Here is a 19,285-nt window from a genome sequence, read left to right on the forward strand (position 1 = left end):
TGTATGCGTCTTTCATTCTATTTCTGATTAAAATGGATTTAATATTCCATTTCAACTGAAAAATGGAATGCCGTAGTATTTTATGATTGGCGTTTTGTACCGACGGCGACAGCGAGCGTAATTGCCAGGCAGAGCGTTGCAGAAAGCGAGCGGAATGCACCGAAATCCACCTCGGAAACGAGCAATGATTGTTGTGCCAGCTTGCTCATAGGACTGACAATTGTGTCGGTGATTGCGATAACATCGATGCCGCGCGCGCTGGCATTTTCTGCCATGGCGATTGTTTCGGGCGAATAGGGCGAAAAAGAAATGGCAAGCAGTACATCGCCCTTGCGAATGGAATGTTGGTTTTCAAGTTTCCCCACTGCGCTGTGGAGCATCGCTGGAACCTGCATCTTTTCAAGAGCATAGGCCAGATAGCTTGCAACCGGAAATGCGCGCCGAACGCCAATGATGTGAATGGTTTCTGCCGTTGCCAACAGCTTGACGGCTTTCTCAAGTGCTTCCGGCTCGATGGTCTTCAACAGGCTTTCAAGTGAAGTGCGGCCTGCCTCGGCAAACTCTGCCAGAAGGGCCGGGGCGCTTCCTGCCGCCGTTTCACGCAAATGTTCAAGCCGCGTGGAATAATCGGGCCAACCGCCAGCATAGGAGTCGCGAAAAAGTTTCTGCATTTCCGAGAAGCCGGAAAAGCCCAATATCTGACAAAAGCGCATGAACGCTGAACTCTGAACGCCTGCGCCTTCGGCCATTTCCGCCACAGTCGAAACCGCGATTCTGTCCTGATTGGCTGCAACATAATCGGCGCATTGCTTCAAGCGCTTGGGCAGGCGATCTGCAATTTCCAGCAATTTCACTTCAAATTCTTTAATATTGCCTGGAGCTGTAGCAACCTGTTCGACGTCCATTACGGCCCTTTCAGAAACACTCTCTTGACTTCTATTATATCACAATCTAGCAAAATAGAATAAATATTCTATTGCCATTGTGCTCTCGCACGAAGTGCAAAAGGTGAAACTGTTCTGTCGGTCAATCGAGGATGACCGTTTTGGGAGGATGAAGGCAATGGTTACACGTCTTGCTCTGCTCGGTGCTGGTCGTATTGGTAAGGTTCATGCAGGCGCGATAGCTTCCGACAAGCGCGCAAAGCTGATCGCAGTAGCAGATGCTAATGAGGATGCAGCGCGTGCCATTGCCGATTCTGCGGGTGCTGAAGTGCGCACCATCGACGAGATTGAAAATTCTTCTGATGTTGACGCGGTGCTGATCTGTACGCCAACGAATACGCATGCCGATCTGATTGAACGGTTTTCCCGCGCTGGCAAAGCGGTGTTCTGCGAAAAACCGATTGATCTCAACATTGAGCGCGTGCGTGCGTGTCTCGATGTCATCAAGGAAACCGGCGGCAAGGTTATGCTCGGGTTCAATCGCCGCTTTGATCCACATTTCGCGGCAGTTCGCAAGGCTATTGATGACGGTCGGATTGGCAAGGTCGAAATGGTAACGATCACCAGTCGTGATCCGGGTGCGCCGCCTGCGGAATATATCAAGGTTTCTGGCGGTATTTTCCGCGATATGACGATCCATGATTTTGACATGGCGCGTTTTTTGTTGGGCGAAGAAATTGCAACCGTATCGGCCTCTGCGTCGGTTCTTGTCGATCCTAAGATCGGTGAACTTGGCGACTTTGACAGTGCAAGCGTGATCCTGACGACGGCTTCTGGTCGTCAGTGCGTGATTTCAAATTCACGCCGTGCTTCTTACGGTTACGACCAGCGCATCGAAGTACACGGATCAGAAGGAGCGGTTTCGGCTGAAAACCAGCGTCCGGTTTCCATCGAGGTGGCATCAAAGGATGGCTATACCCGCCCGCCGCTGCATGATTTCTTCATGACTCGTTACACGGATGCTTATGCTGCTGAGGTCGCATCGTTCATTGATGCGATTGATAATGGCAATGCTCCAACACCTTCTGCTGAAGATGGATTGCAGGCTTTGGCGCTTGCAGAAGCTGCCCTTCTGTCAGTCAAGGAAGGTCGTGCTGTGAAAGTTGCGGAAGTTCTCGCCTAAACACTCATTTTCATTTGCCTTTTTTCGCTATCGGCTGCGATATGCGGAGCATGGCTTATGAATTTGACAAGTTGTCGCTCGATGAGTTTTTTGTGCCTGTGGCAAATGCCACGGCTGCATTAACTAGGCTTGACGAGCGGCTTGCCCGATCACCGATCCGCGATGGAATGTTGGAGCGTATGCATATGCATGACGCTGTCGCCTCCATGTGGCTTGAGGGCGAGCTGGTGCATCTAGAAGATCTGATTTTGCATGACGCAGTGATGGATACGCGTATGCCGAGCCATGCGCTTACGATTGCGCACTCCGTTTTGCGTCTTCGTCGGCAAGTCGCTGGACGCGCAGCAGGCTGGGCTTTGAGCAGTTCAGGCATCCAGCAATTGCTTGGTCGGAATGTCGACATTCAAGCCGAACCCGTGAAGCAATATGATGAGCCGGAGGAGGGTGAAGCCGACGCACTTCTGGATGATATTGATGCACTGCTCGCGCGCACTGATGCACTTTTGAAAGGCATTGTTCAGGAGAAACCCAAGCCTCAGCCTGTTGAAATTGATCCGCTTTTAAATGATGAGGACTGGAATGAGGATGAGCGTTTGCAGCAATGGCGCGACATCTTTGAAAAGTCTGCTTACCTGCCTTCCTTGATGCGTGCTGCAATCATGTATGATGCCTGGTTTGATATTGAGGTGGTGCAGCGCTCCTCATGGGTAGGGCGCTTGCTCGCTGCCGCTTATCTGCGTCAGTCGGGAATAGCTTCTTCGCATTTGCCAGCACTGAGCATCGGATTGCGAACCAAACGGCCTGATGAACGCCGCTCGCAGAACCGTCTGGTCCGTCTCAAAACCTTCTTTGCAGCCATTGAGGATGGTGCTGAGACAGTGATGAAAGAGCATGACCGTTTGATGCTGGCGCGAGAGCAGATGCAGCGTAAACTCAAAGGGCGTCGTTCTAATTCCCGCTTGCCGCAACTCGTGGATATGATGATGCGTAGCCCGCTTGTATCGAGCCCAATGGTGGAGAAGGAGCTTGATGTCACGCCACAAGGAGCACTCAAGCTGATCGCTGAGCTTAATCTTCGGGAGATTACCGGGCGGGGCCGTTTCCGTGCATGGGGCGTTCTTTAGAGCGCGTTTCGATCTGATTTTATCAGATCGGCGCTCTATGCATTTGTTTCACGCACACCCTGGTCCGAAAACCGGTTCCCACTTTTCGGGATGTGCTTTAACTCATTTATTCATGCAATGATTGCGCAGATGCGTTGCGAATAGCTGGTATTCATTGCGTCTTGCAGCCTTTGCGCGCCAGACTAAAGCGAGCGAACGATAGTTGTTCTGCCCTTCATAAGGCACGATACTGATTTCACTGCCACGGGTAACGCCTGCTTTGATTGCGACTTCTGGCAGAAGCGTTACGCCCATGCCAAACTCCACAAGCTGCACCAGTGTCATGATGCTTGTCGCATGAACATCACCACTTGTCTGGGTGGGCTTTGAGCCAATGGCGGCCATGACGTGTTCGCGTAAGCAATGGCCAGTTTCAAGCAGCAGAAAAGGCTGATCCTGTAGGTCGCTGGCATCAATATGGTCGCGATTTGCGAGCGCATGATCGCGGCGCACGGCGAGAAAGAACGGATCTTCCCCAATTTCAGCGACTTCAAAATCATCAAGATCATAGGGGTGAGCGACAAGCGCCACATCAAGCGAACCCGAGCGCAGATTGTCGAGAAGGGTGCGCGTCAACCCTTCACGCACGCTTAATTGCAATTCGGGAAAGGCTTTGGCTGTTGTCGGCAACACCTTGGGCAATAAAAACGGTGCAATTGACGGGATAACACCCAGTCGCAGACGCGTGGTCAGAGGGCGTTCTGCCTGACGCGCATGTTCAGGTAGTTCCTCTATGGAGGCAACGATTTCTTGCGCACGAGTGAGAAAATCTTCACCCGCCGGCAACAATTGCATGCGTCGTCCGGTGCGGTCGATCAGTGTAGCGCCGATCTCGGCTTCGAGCGCCTGAATGGACGCACTGAGCGTTGATTGCGTAACGCCGACCGCTTCTGCCGCGCGCGAAAACGAGCCCGCTTTAACAAGAGCGATAAAATAGTGGAGTTGTCGAACACTGATATTGAGCATAGTTCCGGGCTAAACTTATCCCCATCGTTAAAATCGATGGATTTGATCGTTTTAATCGCTTTGACCGATTGTATTAGAATCCCTATATATGTCTAGCAAGTAGAGAGTTCTGAAACTTCTGAATTTTCTGCATAACAACGAATTGACAGGCAGGTATGAGATGCTCGGTATTGGTGACAAGCTTCCTTCTTTCAAAGTAACCGGCGTGAAGCCTGGTTTTAACTTCCACGAAGAAAACGGCGTTTCGGCTTTTGAAGAAGTCACCGAAGCAAGCTTCGAAGGCAAGTGGAAGGTTATTTTCTTCTACCCTAAGGACTTCACATTCGTTTGCCCAACAGAAATCGCAGAATTTGCACGTTTGGCTTCGGACTTCGAAGACCGCGACGCAGTCGTTCTCGGCGGCTCGACCGACAACGAATTTGTGAAGCTCGCATGGCGCCGCGATCATCAGGATCTCAACAAGCTGCCAATCTGGTCGTTTGCTGATACGAACGGTTCGCTGGTTGATGGCCTCGGCGTTCGTTCGCCAGATGGCGTTGCTTACCGCTACACCTTCGTTGTTGATCCTGACAACACGATCCAGCATGTTTACGCAACCAACCTCAATGTTGGCCGCGCTCCTAAAGACACGCTGCGCGTTCTCGACGCTCTGCAGACCGATGAGCTTTGCCCATGCAACCGCGAAGTCGGTGGCGAAACGCTTAAGGCTGCTTAATCAGCATAAATCATTTGACACGAGGCGGGTTGAGACCCGCCTTTTGTTTATCAAGAACTGACACATGACATTTTAAAGAGGGTTCCATGTCCATTGATGATCTGAAGTCTAAAATCCCGGATTTCGCCAAGGATGTTCGTCTTAACCTTTCGTCCATGGCAAGCGATGAAACGCTGACGCCACAGCAGAAATATGGCCTGTTCATCGCCTGTGGTATTGCTTCGCGCAATGCTGATGTGCGCAAGGCGCTGACTGCTGAAGCAGCTGGTAAGGTTGATGCTAGCGTTGTGCAGGCTGCAAAATCCGCTGCCTCCATCATGGGCATGAACAACGTTTATTATCGTTTTGTGCATCTTGCGACTAACAAGGAATATCGCACGCTTCCAGCCAAGCTGCGTATGAACGTTATTGGCAACCCGGGCGTTGATAAGGTCGATTTCGAACTTTGGTCGCTGGCTGTTTCGGCAATCAATGGCTGCGGCATGTGCATTGATGCGCACGAAGATGTTCTACGCAAAGCAGGTGTTTCGACCGAAGCTATCCAGACTGCTGCACGCTTCGCTTCGATCATTCAGTCGGTTGCGATTGCGTTAGAAGCTGCTGATACCGAATAAGTTATCAGTTTTAAAAGAAAAGCCCGCGTGGAGCGATCCACGCGGGCTTTTTTGTTTGGTGTTTAGTTTGGCTTATTCGCCGCGCTTGAACGAGATGAATGCAAAGCCGATCAAAGAAATCACAGCGGCAGCAGTCATGTAGTAACCAACATAAGCGAAGCTATAATGGGTTGCTAGCCAGGTTGCGATGTAAGGTGCAACCGATGCGCCGAGAATGCCTGCCAGATTGAAGGTCAGCGAAGCGCCGGTATAGCGAACCGAAGTCGGGAACGGTTCAGCAAGCGCTGCGCCAATTGGACCATAGGTCAGTCCCATCAAGCCAAAGCCAAGGATAAGGAAGGCGAGAACGCCGACAGTGCCGCTGAGGAAGAGCGGAGCCATCAGGAAGCCGTAGATACCAATCAGCACTGTGACGATGATCATGACTGGACGCATGCCGTACTTATCTGAAAGCAGTGCTGCGACAGGAATGGTGAGGCCGAAGAAGATAACACCGACCATTTGCAGGATGAGGAACTGCTCACGGCTATAGCCGAGTGCACGCGTACCCCAGCCGAGCGAGAACACCGTCATGAGATAGAACAGGACGAAGGTTGCAACAGCGCCGATGGTGCCAAGAAACAGGCTCGCCTTGTGCTTTTTGAAAAGCGTGGCAACCGGAACTTCAACGCGTTCAGCCTTGTCGATAGCCTTTTGGAATTCTGGTGTTTCAGCGATCTTTAAGCGGATGAAGAGGCCGACGCCAACCAGCAGGGCACTTGCGATGAAAGGAATACGCCAGCCGAACGACATGAACTGTTCTTCGGTCAGGAGTTCAGCAAGAACCAGGAAGATACCCGTTGCAAGGATGAAGCCAACAGGCGCACCAAGCTGTGGGAACATACCGTACCAAGTACGCTTGCCTTCCGGCGCGTTTTCTGTTGCGAGCAGAACTGCACCACCCCATTCGCCACCAAGGCCAAGACCCTGACCCAAACGGCAGAGTGCGAGCAGCAGAGCCGCCCAAACGCCGATGGATTCATAAGTTGGCAGGAAGCCGATTGCGACCGTAGAAATACCCATGGTCATCAGTGCTGCAACGAGCGTTGCCTTACGGCCAACCTTATCGCCGAAGTGGCCAAACAACGCGCCGCCGATTGGACGTGCAAAGAAGGCAATAGCGAAGGTCGCCAGCGACTGGAGTAGTGCCGAGTTACCGTCACTTGCCGGGAAGAAAAGGTGCGGGAAGACGATTACCGCAGCAGTGGCATAAATATAGAAGTCGAAGAATTCGATTGTTGTTCCGATCATGCTCGCGGCCAAAACGCGGCGTGCAGAATTTTTCTTTGGAACAACTGCTTGAGCAACAGTCATTGTTTCATATCCATACTTGTGGGCTTTACATTGTGGGGGAAGCCCAAGATGCTGCCTTCTTAGTGCCACAAAATACGAAACCGCAAGCTTAAAAGGTGTTTCACGTAATTTTCTGATTTCGAATGTGTCGTTTTCGAAACAAAATGAATGTGAAGGGTGTTTTGCGGAGTCGAAACGCAGGATGAAACACAGCCAAATGGTAAGGAATCAAACAGGCGCGTGGGTGATTTTCGATCGAGTCGAAGGGCAAAAAAATTTGACCGCTAAAAAGCAAAAATCCCGGACGAAGCCGGGATTTTGTTGCCTACACTTAACGGAAAACTGGAGCGGGCGAAGGGATTCGAACCCTCGACCCCAACCTTGGCAAGGTTGTGCTCTACCCCTGAGCTACACCCGCTCGCGCCAGTTTTCAGTTTGGAAACTGTTCTCTAGGAGAAGTCGTTTCCGTTAGGCAAGCGCTATATGGACCAACGCTTTTGAGATTGCAACAGGGAATTTCATGTTTCGACTAAGTTATTTTCAAAGATTCACAGGCTAATTCATCGCTTGCGTCTGGAGATGCTGATAATTGAGGCCAATGCGGCAAAACCAGCTGCGACAAGTAAGATATTGGGGATGTTGGTTAGTCCCCAATGCCCTAGCAGAAATGCGACGAACGCTGCACCAAGTGACTGGCCCATCAACCGCGCTGTGCCGAGCATGCCGCTTGCTGCACCACTTCTGGCTCTCGGGGCGGATGTTATAATCATGCGATTGTTGGGTGCCTGAAAGAAGCCAAAGCCGATTCCGCAGAGTGCCATACGCCAGGATATGTCCTGAACCGTTGGTTGTTCGGGCAAAAGCCCCATCAGCCCTAGGCCAGTTGCAAAAATGATCAGCCCGATAAGGCCGAGCGTTGCGGGTGAATATTTGTCAGAGAGTTTACCAGATACTGGTGCGACAATTGCCAGAGCAATTGGCCATGGCATCATCAGAAAACCGACTTCGATGGGCTGAAAGCCGTAAACCGTTTGAAACAAGAATGGCAGCGAAATAAACGCCATCATCTGTGCCAGAAATGACATGATAGAAGTACAGAGTGAAAGGCTGAATACTGGAATTCGTAGCAGATCAAGCGGTAATAGCGGATCTGTTTTGCGCATTGAGCGGCGAATAAGCCATGTTGCAGCGGCGATACAGCCAACTGCCTGTAACAGAAGCCATGATGCATCAATTTCGCTGCCAGCACTGTCAACCACTGTCACCAAAAGCCCAAGCGTAAGTGCACTCAGTATAGCGCTCAGATAATCGAAACGGCGCGATGAACGCTCATTATCGGGCAGATTTTTTAGGCCCATGGCAACAGCCAGAACGCCCAGCGGAATGTTGATGACAAAAAGCCAAGGCCAGCTCAGCGAATGAAGAATCACACCCGCAAGCGTTGGTCCGATTGTTGAAGAAACAGCAACAAACAAAGCATTTAACCCGATAGCAGTGCCAAACTTGGCCTGCGGCACCGTATAGCGGAGTAGGGCAGTGTTGACGCTCATCAGGCCCGCAGCACCAAAGCCTTGAATGACGCGTGCGATGGTAAGAGCTTCAAGCGAATTGGAAAAAACACAGGCAATGGATGCGAGTGTGAACAACGATACACCCAGAAGATAAATGCGACGATAGCCGTAAATCTCACCCAAGGCTGCAAGCGGCAAAAGCGTGATCACGATTGCAAGCTGATAACCATTGACGATCCAGATCGATGCTGATGGCCCGGCAGAAAAGTCGGCCGCAATCGTTGGAAGTGCAACATTGGCTATAGTGCCGTCGATGACGGCAAGAGTAAGCCCCACCATCAGGGTCGCCCAAGCCCAGTATAAACGCGGCTTTGGCAGGCCATCCGGTGCTACGAACGTACTTTCTTGAATAACCTTTTCATGCTTCATTTTATCGACCACTAACCAGTACCGCACAAGCAGACCAGCGCGCGGCGAATGTATGAGAGGATTCTGGAAACCTTATCCGGATGGGCAAGGTTCGCATGTCATGTAGAGCATTAACGCCTGAAAAGCACCGGTTGTCGTGGTTAAACCAAGCATAGTCACGCTATTGTGTGGGGCTTTCGTTCATATTGGGCAGTTTCATCGCGCGCGCATAGTGGCGGGGATTGAAGCTTAAATATAGCGGGCAGATGCTGGCAACCAGAATAAGATGCATGATCCAACCAGAGGCAAATGTCCCTGTCAAATTGTGCAAGAAAGCCGTTGCAACAGGGCCAAGCGCTGCAATTAGAAAGCCACCGCCCTGCATCATGGCTGCGAGAGCGCCAGCCTCCTCAGGCTTTGGTAGATGATCAAGCGATGTAATCATGGCGAGCGCAAAGCTCCCACCAAGTCCGGCACCACATATCGCCGACCAAAACATCGGCGAGAGTTGCGGCAGAAATGCAAGGCCCGCAAAACCAATAGATTGCATAGCTAGTGTCAGCAGCAGCCAAGGACGGCGATCAATGCTGCGACTGGCAAGAAGTGGAAGAATAAAGGCGGAAACTGCTTGAGCAATCGCCATTACTGCAACCAGATTACCGGTCGCCGCAGGACTGACACCGAGTGCCTGATAATAAGGTGCCAACCACGCAACCATTGATGAGTAGCCCGCATTTACAAGGCCAAATGCGATCATCAATATCCATGTGCGCGGACGGCGCAGCAATTTGCCTGCTATGTTCGATTTTGGGCCGGAAGCTTTCGTTTCCTGAAGAATCGGAATTGCGGTGAGCAAAGCCAGAATTGCTGGAATTGCGAGAACGGAAAGTGCGAATCGCCAGTTATGTTCGGTACCCGCAAGCCACGGCGTGAGACGAGCACCAAGCGCACCTCCACCCATGATCATTGCAGAGTATAGGCCGGTCACGGTGGCAATGTTTGCTGGAAACTTTGCCTTAATGAGGCCCGGCATCATCGCTTGAATCATTGCCACGCCCGCACCACAAAGAATAGCGGTCAGGATCAGCGATAAACTATCAGGAACGAATCCCCGTAAAATTGAGCCCGTCGCCAGAACGATAAGTGCTGCGAACATGCTGCGCCGTGTTCCGACAATGGACTGGATATGCGGTGCTACAAATGCCCCAAGTCCCATCAACAACATTGGCAGAAAGGTTAGCAATGACAGTGCACCAAAACCCATACCTGTATCGCTTGCGATATAGCTGAGCACAGGTCCGGGTGCCGTTAGAAATGGCCTAAGATTGAGGCCAATAAGCACGACGAGAACGATAAGCGCTACAGGCGTTGCCTGCTTGCCTACGGATGGGGCTGAGGTTGAAACCATTTTAAGGTCTATTGCTCGGATAGTTGTTTTTGTTGCCATACGCGATAGAGCTGAGCCTCATCTTGTGGCGAACAATGATCAAACCTTATTCCTGTCTGCTCACTGATCGGCCTGGCAAGCTCTTTCGCAATCTGTGCTGTTGAAAGATTATAAGGTTCTGCCTCATCGTTTGAGTAGGCAAAGATGATTTCTTTGATGCCTGACATACGCATGGCGGCAAAACACATGGGGCAGGGCTGACCACTCGCATAAACCGTGCAATCATCGAGGCGCACTGATTGCAAAGCCTGACCTGCCGCACGTAATGCAAGCAGTTCGGCATGCGCGGTTGGATCGCAATCAGCCTGCATACGGTTGACACCGGTGCCGATAATCTTGTCATTTTTCACGACGACGGCACCAAATGGGCGGCCGCCCTGTTTGATATTTTCGAAAGCAAGCGCGATTGCCTGACCGAGAAAAGTATTACTGGTGCTCATTTCGCGCCAGCCTTTTCAAGCATAGCCACCATTGGCGAAAACCCGCGTTGACGCGCATGCTGTAATGGTGTGACCCCATCTTTATCGGCGAGATTAACATCTGCACCGGCATCAATTAGCAATTTCATAATATCAATATGTCGCTGCCCGCCATCACCAAGAATGATAGCTTCGAGCAACGCAGTCCATCCAAGATTGTTGACGTGATCGACCTCAACGCCCGCTTTAATCAGCGTACGAACAGTTTCGACATGGCCGCGCTCGGAAGCGGGAATAAGGGCCGTACCGCCGTAACGATTTGTGCTTTTCAGGTCCGCGCCGTGAGCAAGTGTTAGCTTGAGGATTTCGAGGTGGCCGCGCGCGCCAGCATAAAGATAGGGGCTATCCTTGATCGAATCCTTTGCATTCACATCAGCACCGGCATCAATAAGTGCGCGGGCTACATCGACATGATTGGCATGTGTTGCGGCAAGCAGAGCTGTTTCGCCCGCTTTGCCACGCGTATCGAGATTGACACCTGCTTTGATTGCTTCTTTGACAGCAGAGAGGTTCCCTGCGCTAGCTGCATCAATAAGTGAAGTCTGCCCATATGCTGTGGTTTGATGCCCCGGCAGTGACGGTTCTATCATGACAATTGCTCCTGCAATTAATGCCAAGGCATTCAAGCGGATTAAGGTTTGACGCATGGCTGTTCTCCTATTTCTTGCTAAAATAGTTGCAGTGAGACATATTTAAAAATTAAATGTTCAACTGGCGTTCATTCAAAAAATGAATAACATTTTTAGTCTCGATCTTTTACGCGCTTTTGTAGCCGTTGTGGATACACGCAGTTTTACCGCTGCGGCACAGCAACTACATTCAACGCAATCAACTGTGAGCCAGAAGATCTTGCGACTCGAGGACGCTGCGAAGCAACCTTTGCTAGAGCGCGCCAGACATGATGTCCGGCCAACTGAAGCAGGTGAAAAGTTGCTCGGCTATGCGAGACGCATGCTGCATCTCCATGACGAAGCGACTGCTGCGATGACCGGCAGTTCATTGGCAGCGGTGTTTCGCCTCGGTTTGGCAGAAGACTTTGCGGCGAAGCTTGTCACGCCGGCACTTGCAGCCTTCCTTCGCGCACATCCCAATATGAAGCTGGAAGTCACCAGCGGGATGAGCCGTGATTTACAGAAGGGGTTTGAGACCGGCGAATATGATCTGGTGATGGTCAAGCAAAAGCAAGGTGATACGCGAGGTGTGATACACTGGCCTGAGCCACTTTCATGGTTGGAAAGCGCTGATTACCCAGTGTCTCATATGAATCCATTGCCGCTTGTGGCGTTCCCACCAAATGGTCTTTATCGTAGCGATATGATGGAAGCTCTCGATCATATAGGGAGGCCGTGGCATGTGGTATTTACCAGTTCCAGTCTTGCCAGTGTTCAAAGCGCTGTGGCAGAAGGCTTGGGTGTAAGCCTGTTACCTGACCGGGTGGCGTTGTCCACGCATCGCATTGTTCCCGAAGCTTCGGACCTCCCCCTGATCAGCCCGATGGAAATCGTTATCCAGCATACAGACAATGGCTCTGATCGAATGCTGCAATTGGTCGAAATGCTCAGCGCGCTCGTTAGCGAATAGAAATTTCTGCATATGTAAGGACCAATTTTGGACAGACAAATGTCAGTTTATGTTGCTTGACGAATTTTGTATCCAGGATATTGTGTCCAGAAAAGTTGGGAGGCTTTTCTTTTGGCGGCTTTTGAATGGCGCAGTCAGACCCGTTTGCTGGACGAAGTTGCAGAAGCGCTTCGTGAGAGAATTTATGCGGGTGTTTATGCGCCGGGTGCCATTCTTCGACAGGAACATATCGCTGCGGAATTTGGCATTAGCCGCACGCCCTTGCGCGAAGCCTTGCGCGTTCTGGAACGAGACGGGCTGGTTATCCACTTGCCTGGCAGGGGCGTTCGTGTGGCCTCGGCTGATCTTACACGCCTGATTGATGCTTATGCTGTGCGAGAAGTTCTCGATGGCGTTGCTGCACGTTTTGCGGCTGAACGCGCAACAGATGAGGATATTGCAAAATTGCGCGCCCATGTCGCTGGGCAGGCAACTGTTGTCGATCCATGGGACCCGAAAGCTTATACGCAGACGAATGTCGACTTTCACATGGCGGTGATGAACACTGCGGGCAATGCTTCGCTGATAGCATTTGTTCCGCTGTTGCGCATGACATCGCAGGTTTTTGCGCCATCTTTTTCGTTATCGGTAGACCGCGCACGCGATGCAATCCGCGAACATGGAGCAATTGTTGAAGCCATCGCCTCGCGTGATGGGGAAGAGGCCGAACGGCTGGCGCGGGCACATATCCGCGCAACCACGGCAAGACTGAAATCTGGTAAATCCGAGACGAATAATGTTGGCTCGTTATGATCGCCATTTTGAAGCATCCAGATTACGAGAATATGCATAGCACGTGGGAGAATTGCAGTGTCGCTTGAAGGTAAGGTCGCGCTCATCACTGGAGCAGGTTCGGGGTTTGGTGAGGGCATGGCAAAGCGCTTTGCCAGAGGCGGCGCCAAGGTCGTCATCGTTGACCGCGACAAGGCAGGTGCCGAGCGCGTCGCAGGCGAAATTGGTGATGCAGCACTGGCGGTCGCTGCCGATATTTCCAAGGAAGCAGATGTTGATGCAGCAGTAGAAGCCGCCCTGTCGAAGTTCGTTAAAGTCGATATTCTCATCAACAATGCTGGCATCGGCCATAAGCCGCAAAACGCTGAACTGGTTGAGCCGGAAGAGTTTGATCGCATTCTTGGCGTCAATGTGCGTGGCGTTTATCTGATGACGCGCAAACTCATCCCACATTTTAAGAGCAATGGTGCCAAGGGAGAGGAATGCGTCATTCTCAATGTCGCTTCGACTGGCGCAGGTCGTCCGCGCCCGAATCTCGCTTGGTACAATGCGACCAAGGGCTGGGTGGTTTCTGTGACCAAGGCGCTCGCTATCGAGCTTGCACCGGCGAAGATTCGTGTGGTCGCTTTGAACCCGGTTGCGGGTGAGACACCGCTTCTCACTACCTTCATGGGCGAGGATACCGAAGAAATCCGCAAGAAGTTCCGCGATTCCATTCCGATGGGCCGCCTGTTGAAACCTGATGATTTGGCTGAAGCTGCGGCTTTCCTTTGCTCGCCTCAAGCCTCTATGATCACCGGAGTTGCGCTCGACGTCGATGGCGGGCGTTCGATTTAAAAAATTGATAAGGGGAGCCAAAGAGAAACGATGAGTAAACTGCTGAAAGCCGGGCTGATTACAGCCACGATGCTTGCATCGATCAACGGTGCCTTCGCAAAGGATACGCTGGTGGTCGGCGAAGTGCTGGAACCGCCGGGCCTTGATCCGACGGCAAATGCTGCTGCCGGTATCCGGCAGGTTACTTACGCCAATCTCTATGAAGGCTTGGTTCGTATCGTCGAAGACGGCACAGTAAAGCCACAACTGGCCGAAAGCTGGACAGTGTCTGACGATAAGAAGACTTACACCTTCAAACTGCGTCAGGGCGTGAAGTTCCACGATGGGACGCCATTCGATTGTTCGGTTGTTAAGTTCTCCTACGAGCGTGCGGTGGCTCCAGATTCCACCAATGCGCAAAAGGGTCTTTTTGAACCAATCGCCAGCACCGAGTGTCCTGATCCAGCGACTGCAGTTGTAACGCTGAAGCGGCCAACCTCGAACTTCCTGTTCAATATGGGGTGGGGCGACGCGGTTATGATCGCTCCGAATTCGGCAGCCGATAACAAGACCAAGCCTGTCGGAACAGGTCCGTTCAAGTTCAAGCGCTGGGTGCAGGGTGATCGTGTCGAGCTCGACCGTAACCCGGACTATTGGGGCGAGCCAGCAAAGCTTTCTGCGGTTACTTTCCGCTTTGTGAGCGATCCTTCGGCAGCAGCCGCTGCAATCCTTGCTGGCGACATTGATGTCTTCCCGATGTTCCAGGCGCCGGAATTGATCAGTCGCTTCAAGAGCGATGATAAGTTGCAGGTCGAAGTCGGTGATACTGCAGGCAAAGTTCTGCTTTCGCTTAACAATGCCAAGGCTCCATTCGACAATGTGAAGGTGCGTCAGGCACTGGCCCATGCCATTGACAGCAAGGCGCTGATCGAAGGTGTCTATTCCGGTTTTGGTACACCAATCGGCTCGCATTATGCACCCGTCGATCCGGGTTATGTCGATCTTTCGGAAACCTATCCGTATGATCCGGCAAAGGCGAAGCAGCTGCTGGAAGAGGCGGGTGTTCCGGCTGGCACGTCAATCACCATCACGCTTCCACCTCCGGCCTATGCGCGTCGTGGTGGTGAAATCATCGCAGCCATGCTGGCGGAAGTGGGTATTCAGGCCAATCTCGTTCCAATCGAGTTTGCACAATGGCTGGATCAGGTATTCAAGCGCTCGGATTTCGATGCCACGATCATTGCACATACCGAAGCGCGTGATCTCGATATCTATGCTCGCGACAAATACTACTTCAACTACAACAACCCGGAATATAAGGCGCTCTATAAAGCCTATGCCGAGGCCGGTAGCGACGAAGAACAGCTCGAACTGGTGAAGAAGCTTCAGGAAAAGCTTGCTGCAGACGAGCCGAATATCTTCCTCTATGCGCTGCCAAAAATCGGCGTGTGGAATAAGAACGTCAAAGGTCTGTGGAAGAACATGCCGATCCCGGCTGATGATCTGACACAGGCTTACTGGGCCGAATAAGAACATTTCCGCCCCGACTTTTTTGGCGGGGCGGTTTTACGCGAATAGCCGTGCAGCGATAACAATCAAGGGGCTGCGGCACGGCGAGAAATGGAATGTGGAGTGAATGGCGTGAAGCGCTCATTCCTGCATTTTTATGACGCACAATCTAGTCCGACAGGCCGGACAAGTTTTCGGGATTGTGCTTAGGAGGTCGCCTTGCTGGCATATATTTCCGGGCGAATAGTTTCGCTCTTGCTTACGACGCTTGCGGCCTCCGTCATCGTCTTCCTGTTGATGCAGGTGCTGCCGGGCGACCCTGCCGCAGTTATCCTCGGTATCAACGCGCAACCTGAAACACTGGCAGCGCTTCACAAACAGCTCGGCCTCGATCAGCCGCTTTGGTGGCGGTATCTTTCGTGGATTGGCGGTTTTCTGAAGGGGGACTTCGGCACCAGCTACACCTATTCCGTGCCGATCAGTGAATTGCTCGGACCACGCATTATGGTCACGCTGCCGCTGGCGCTTTTGTCCATGGTCCTGTCGGTCGCGGTAGCTATTCCCGTGGGCGTTTATGCGGCCTCCAAACGTGGCAAAACCGGCGATGTGCTTTCCATGGGTGTGGCGCAGGTGGGGGTTGCTATCCCGAATTTCTGGCTCGGCCTGCTTTTGATCCTGTTGTTTGCTTTGCAGCTTGGCTGGTTTCCAGCTTCTGGCTTTGCTGGCTGGGAAGGTGGATTCTGGAACGGTATCCGCTCGCTGTTTCTGCCCGCGCTGGCTCTTGCCCTGCCGCTTGCCGCTATTCTTGCCCGCGTGACGCGTTCCGCCGTTATCGAAACGCTGGGTGAGGATTTCGTGCGGACCGCGCGCGCAAAAGGTCTTACCCGTAACGCGGCACTCTGGCGCCATGCGGTGCCAAATGCGCTAATCCCGGTTGTCACGATTATTGGCCTGCAATTCTCATTTCTGTTGGCTGGAACGATCATCATCGAAAATGTCTTCAATCTTCCCGGCCTTGGAAGGCTGGTGTTTCAGGCAATCGCCCAGCGCGATCTGATAACGGTGCAATCGCTGGTGACGCTGCTTGCGGCTTCCGTGATTACGGTCAATTTCATTGTCGATCTTGTCTATGGCTTCATTGATCCGCGTCTTTCGACGGGAGGCAGCCGATGAGTGAGGTTCAGACAATTGCAAAGCCAAGCCGTTTTCGGACGCTGTTTTTAAGCCGCAGCCTTGTGATCGGTTCGCTTGTTACCGCTATTCTGGTGGCTATGGCTCTCGTCTCCTATTTCTGGACGCCTTATTCACCCACCGCCATGAACTTCCGCGACAAGCTGCAGGGGCCGAGCTTCAGTCATCTGTTCGGAACGGATAATTTCGGTCGTGATGTGTTTTCCATGATTATGGTCGGTGCGCGCAATTCCATTGCCGTGTCGATTATTGCTGTGCTTGTTGGCGCGGGTATAGGTATCCCTCTCGGTGCCTTTGCTGCAGCGCGCGGTGGATTGGTCGATGGCTTTGTCATGCGTATGACCGATCTGGCCTTTGCATTTCCGGCGTTGCTGACCGCAGTCATTATCACCGCTATTTTTGGCCCCGGTGCGGTCAATGCCATGATCGCTATCGGGATTTTCAATATTCCTGTGTTTGCACGCGTGACACGCGGTGCATCAATGGGTCTTTGGAAGCGTGAATATGTGCAGGCAGCGCGTTGTGCAGGGCGCGGCGATATCTCGATCACGCTGTTGCATGTTCTGCCCAACATCAATCATGTGCTGATCGTTCAGGCGACTATCCAGTTCGCACTCGCTATCGTGGCGGAAGCAGGTCTCTCCTATGTTGGACTTGGTACACAGCCGCCAATGCCGAGCTGGGGCAAAATGCTCAACGATGCACAGACCTTTATCTATGATGCGCCATGGCTGGCGATCTTCCCCGGTCTTGCGATTACACTCGCAGTCCTTGGCCTCAACATGCTGGGTGACGGTCTGCGCGACATACTTGATCCGCGCGTAAGGAGGCAGAGATGATAAAAGCTTTGCCAAAAACACCTCTTCTTGAAATGGACAATATGTCTGTCGAGCTGCCATTTGGCGCGCGCACTGCAGATATCGTGTCGGGCATTACGTTAACCCTCAACCGTGGTGAACGCCTGGGCGTTGTGGGTGAATCTGGCAGTGGCAAGTCGATTACCGCACTTGCTGCCATGGGCTTGCTGCCTGACCGGATGCGCGTGCGCGGAACCTTGCGTTTTGATGGGCAGGATCTGGCAAACAAGCCAGAAGCCGAACTCTGCAAAATGCGCGGTCGTCGCATGGCGATGATCTTTCAGGAGCCAATGACAGCGCTCAATCCGGTTAAAACCATTGGTGCGCAAATTGCCGAAGGCCGCCGTCTGCATCTTGGCGAAAGCCGCACTGATGCAGAACGCAAGGCGCGCGAGTTGCTGGATCGCGTGGGACTGCCTGCACCGCGCTTTAATCTCGATCTGTATCCTCACCAGCTTTCCGGCGGGCAACGCCAGCGCGTGATGATCGCCATGGCGATTGCGTGCGAGCCTGATCTGCTAATTGCCGATGAACCGACCACGGCGCTTGATGTCACTGTCCAGGCACAGATTCTTGATCTCATGGATGAGCTGATCGACGAAACAGGAACAGCGCTGATGCTCATTACCCATGATCTCGGCGTTGTGTCGGAAATGACTGATCGTATCGCAGTGATGTATGCCGGGCGGATTGTAGAAACCGGGCGAACCGAAGCCGTGTTCAATCGTATGGCGCATCCTTATGCGCGGGGGCTGTTTCAGGCTTCTCCACATGGGGCTAATCTGGTTCGCGATCATACGAAGCCGCGTCAGCGCCTCGCTGCAATTCCCGGTGTTGTACCGGACCCGCTGGCCCGCCCGCCATATTGCAGCTTTGCTGATCGCTGCGCATTCGTTGAAGGCGATTGTCGAAAACTCATTCCGCCGCTCGATCTGATCGGTGAAAGCGAAGGCATTGCCCATCGCGCTGCCTGTCTACATCCACGCGATGGAGAGGTGCTGGCATGAGCAAGATGATTTTGCAGGTTCGTGATGTCGTGCGTGAATATCAGCTCCCGCGCCCATCATTCCTTTCAAAGCCGGGATCATTGCGCGTTCTCCACGGTGTTAATGTCGAGATCGAAGCAGGGCAAAGCCTTGGTATCGTGGGCGAAAGTGGTTCGGGCAAATCAACACTCGCCCGTGCTGTGATGGGGCTTGAACGACCGCAATCTGGCCAAATTCTTATCAATGGTCAGGATATCTACGCGCTTGACCGTTCAGGCCTGCGTGAAGCGCGTAAAGGTTTTCAAGCGATCTTTCAGGACCCTTATGGTTCGCTCGATCCGCGCCACACGGTAAAGCGGATCATTTCGGAGCCGATTGTTTCACTGGAGCGCGGGACAAGCAGCAAGGAGCGGGATGAGCGCGTGGCAGAAGTGCTGGAAGCTGTCGGCCTCCCCAAAGCATCTGCCGAAAAATATCCGCATGAGTTTTCCGGGGGGCAGCGCCAGCGTATTGCTATTGCCCGAGCCCTGATTACCAAACCGGCGCTCATCGTTGCTGACGAACCCGTTTCAGCTCTTGATGTCTCCATTCAGGCGCAGGTTCTCAATCTGATGATGGATCTGCAGGAAAAATTCGGCCTTTCCTATCTTTTCATCAGTCACGATCTCGGTGTCGTGCGCGCAATCACCGATCGTGTAGCGGTGATTTACCACGGCAATATCGTCGAGCAGGGAGAGACCAGCGCGGTCTTCGACAATCCGCAACATGAATATACGCGCGCATTGGTTGATGCTGTGCCGAAGCCATTTTCGGGACGGCGCAAACGTGCCCGCAAGCTCAATTCTACAATCAAACTACCAGAATGAAATAAG

General features: G+C 52.5%; 19 protein-coding genes and 1 tRNA gene. 12 read left to right on the forward strand and 8 right to left on the reverse strand.

The features are described from left to right. Window positions 1-80: 80 nt before the first annotated feature. Window positions 81-905 (reverse strand): MurR/RpiR family transcriptional regulator, encoded by an 825-nt coding sequence (locus J2782_RS09370; protein ID WP_310011747.1) that lies wholly within the window; start codon window positions 903-905, stop codon window positions 81-83. Between the two features lie 157 nt (window positions 906-1,062). On the opposite strand from J2782_RS09370, the gene iolG reads away from it, so the two are divergent. Both iolG and J2782_RS09380 read left to right on the forward strand, forming a co-directional pair. After that, a complete protein-coding gene (iolG, locus tag J2782_RS09375; RefSeq protein ID WP_310011749.1) occupies window positions 1,063-2,067 on the forward strand; it encodes an inositol 2-dehydrogenase in 1,005 nt (334 codons plus the stop codon). A gap of 50 nt (window positions 2,068-2,117) precedes the next feature. Further along, window positions 2,118-3,191 carry an RHE_PE00001 family protein gene (locus tag J2782_RS09380; protein WP_310011751.1) on the forward strand — a complete coding sequence of 358 codons (1,074 nt, stop codon included), beginning with the start codon at window positions 2,118-2,120 and terminating at the stop codon, window positions 3,189-3,191. A 102-nt stretch (window positions 3,192-3,293) separates the two neighbouring features. Here the strand turns inward: J2782_RS09380 and J2782_RS09385 are convergent, their stop codons facing one another. Next, the gene (locus tag J2782_RS09385; RefSeq protein ID WP_310011753.1) at window positions 3,294-4,196 is read right to left on the reverse strand and encodes a hydrogen peroxide-inducible genes activator; all 903 of its coding nucleotides are present in this window, start codon (window positions 4,194-4,196) and stop codon (window positions 3,294-3,296) included. 160 nt (window positions 4,197-4,356) lie between these two features. Between J2782_RS09385 and J2782_RS09390 the strand changes: the two genes are divergently transcribed. Continuing rightward, a complete protein-coding gene (locus J2782_RS09390) occupies window positions 4,357-4,911 on the forward strand; it encodes a peroxiredoxin (RefSeq protein WP_064321814.1) in 555 nt (184 codons plus the stop codon). Window positions 4,912-4,997: 86 nt separating this feature from the next. After that, window positions 4,998-5,525, forward strand: a complete 528-nt coding sequence (gene ahpD, locus J2782_RS09395; RefSeq protein WP_310011755.1) for an alkylhydroperoxidase, AhpD family — start codon at window positions 4,998-5,000, stop codon at window positions 5,523-5,525. 72 nt (window positions 5,526-5,597) lie between these two features. Here ahpD and J2782_RS09400 read toward each other — a convergent pair whose 3' ends face one another. From J2782_RS09400 to J2782_RS09425, 6 genes are all read right to left on the reverse strand, one after another. Next, a complete protein-coding gene (locus tag J2782_RS09400) occupies window positions 5,598-6,878 on the reverse strand; it encodes an MFS transporter (protein ID WP_310011756.1) in 1,281 nt (426 codons plus the stop codon). 322 nt (window positions 6,879-7,200) lie between these two features. Continuing rightward, a tRNA-Gly gene (locus J2782_RS09405) sits at window positions 7,201-7,275 on the reverse strand. 142 nt (window positions 7,276-7,417) lie between these two features. Next, the gene (locus J2782_RS09410) at window positions 7,418-8,797 is read right to left on the reverse strand and encodes an MFS transporter (RefSeq protein WP_310011757.1); all 1,380 of its coding nucleotides are present in this window, start codon (window positions 8,795-8,797) and stop codon (window positions 7,418-7,420) included. A 160-nt stretch (window positions 8,798-8,957) separates the two neighbouring features. Beyond that, window positions 8,958-10,184, reverse strand: a complete 1,227-nt coding sequence (locus J2782_RS09415; RefSeq protein WP_310011758.1) for a cyanate transporter — start codon at window positions 10,182-10,184, stop codon at window positions 8,958-8,960. A gap of 8 nt (window positions 10,185-10,192) precedes the next feature. After that, entirely contained in the window at window positions 10,193-10,663 is a 471-nt protein-coding gene (locus J2782_RS09420) for a nucleoside deaminase (RefSeq protein WP_310011760.1), read from the reverse strand. Then, a complete protein-coding gene (locus J2782_RS09425; RefSeq protein WP_310011762.1) occupies window positions 10,660-11,349 on the reverse strand; it encodes an ankyrin repeat domain-containing protein in 690 nt (229 codons plus the stop codon). The genes J2782_RS09420 and J2782_RS09425 overlap by 4 nt, the downstream gene beginning before the upstream one ends. Before the next feature lie 82 nt (window positions 11,350-11,431). Between J2782_RS09425 and J2782_RS09430 the strand changes: the two genes are divergently transcribed. The 8 genes from J2782_RS09430 to J2782_RS09465 all read left to right on the forward strand — a co-directional run bounded on the left by J2782_RS09430 (window position 11,432) and on the right by J2782_RS09465 (window position 19,279). After that, window positions 11,432-12,283, forward strand: coding sequence for a LysR family transcriptional regulator (locus J2782_RS09430; RefSeq protein ID WP_310011764.1), 852 nt, complete (start codon window positions 11,432-11,434; stop codon window positions 12,281-12,283). Between the two features lie 111 nt (window positions 12,284-12,394). Beyond that, complete coding sequence (locus J2782_RS09435; protein ID WP_310011766.1) at window positions 12,395-13,075, forward strand: GntR family transcriptional regulator; 681 nt, start codon at window positions 12,395-12,397, stop codon at window positions 13,073-13,075. Between the two features lie 57 nt (window positions 13,076-13,132). Further along, window positions 13,133-13,891 (forward strand): glucose 1-dehydrogenase, encoded by a 759-nt coding sequence (locus J2782_RS09440; protein WP_310011768.1) that lies wholly within the window; start codon window positions 13,133-13,135, stop codon window positions 13,889-13,891. Between the two features lie 30 nt (window positions 13,892-13,921). Continuing rightward, window positions 13,922-15,400, forward strand: a complete 1,479-nt coding sequence (locus J2782_RS09445) for an ABC transporter substrate-binding protein (protein WP_064321639.1) — start codon at window positions 13,922-13,924, stop codon at window positions 15,398-15,400. Between the two features lie 198 nt (window positions 15,401-15,598). Then, complete coding sequence (locus tag J2782_RS09450) at window positions 15,599-16,552, forward strand: ABC transporter permease (protein ID WP_007878959.1); 954 nt, start codon at window positions 15,599-15,601, stop codon at window positions 16,550-16,552. Further along, the gene (locus J2782_RS09455) at window positions 16,549-17,409 is read left to right on the forward strand and encodes an ABC transporter permease (RefSeq protein WP_310011770.1); all 861 of its coding nucleotides are present in this window, start codon (window positions 16,549-16,551) and stop codon (window positions 17,407-17,409) included. The genes J2782_RS09450 and J2782_RS09455 overlap by 4 nt, the downstream gene beginning before the upstream one ends. Next, window positions 17,406-18,434, forward strand: coding sequence for an ABC transporter ATP-binding protein (locus J2782_RS09460; protein WP_310011771.1), 1,029 nt, complete (start codon window positions 17,406-17,408; stop codon window positions 18,432-18,434). Before J2782_RS09455 ends, J2782_RS09460 begins: the two co-directional genes overlap by 4 nt. Beyond that, a complete protein-coding gene (locus tag J2782_RS09465; RefSeq protein ID WP_310011774.1) occupies window positions 18,431-19,279 on the forward strand; it encodes an ATP-binding cassette domain-containing protein in 849 nt (282 codons plus the stop codon). The genes J2782_RS09460 and J2782_RS09465 overlap by 4 nt, the downstream gene beginning before the upstream one ends. Window positions 19,280-19,285: the final 6 nt, after the last annotated feature.

The sequence above is a fragment of the Brucella pseudogrignonensis genome, from assembly GCF_031454375.1.
Lineage (GTDB): Bacteria > Pseudomonadota > Alphaproteobacteria > Rhizobiales > Rhizobiaceae > Brucella > Brucella pseudogrignonensis_A.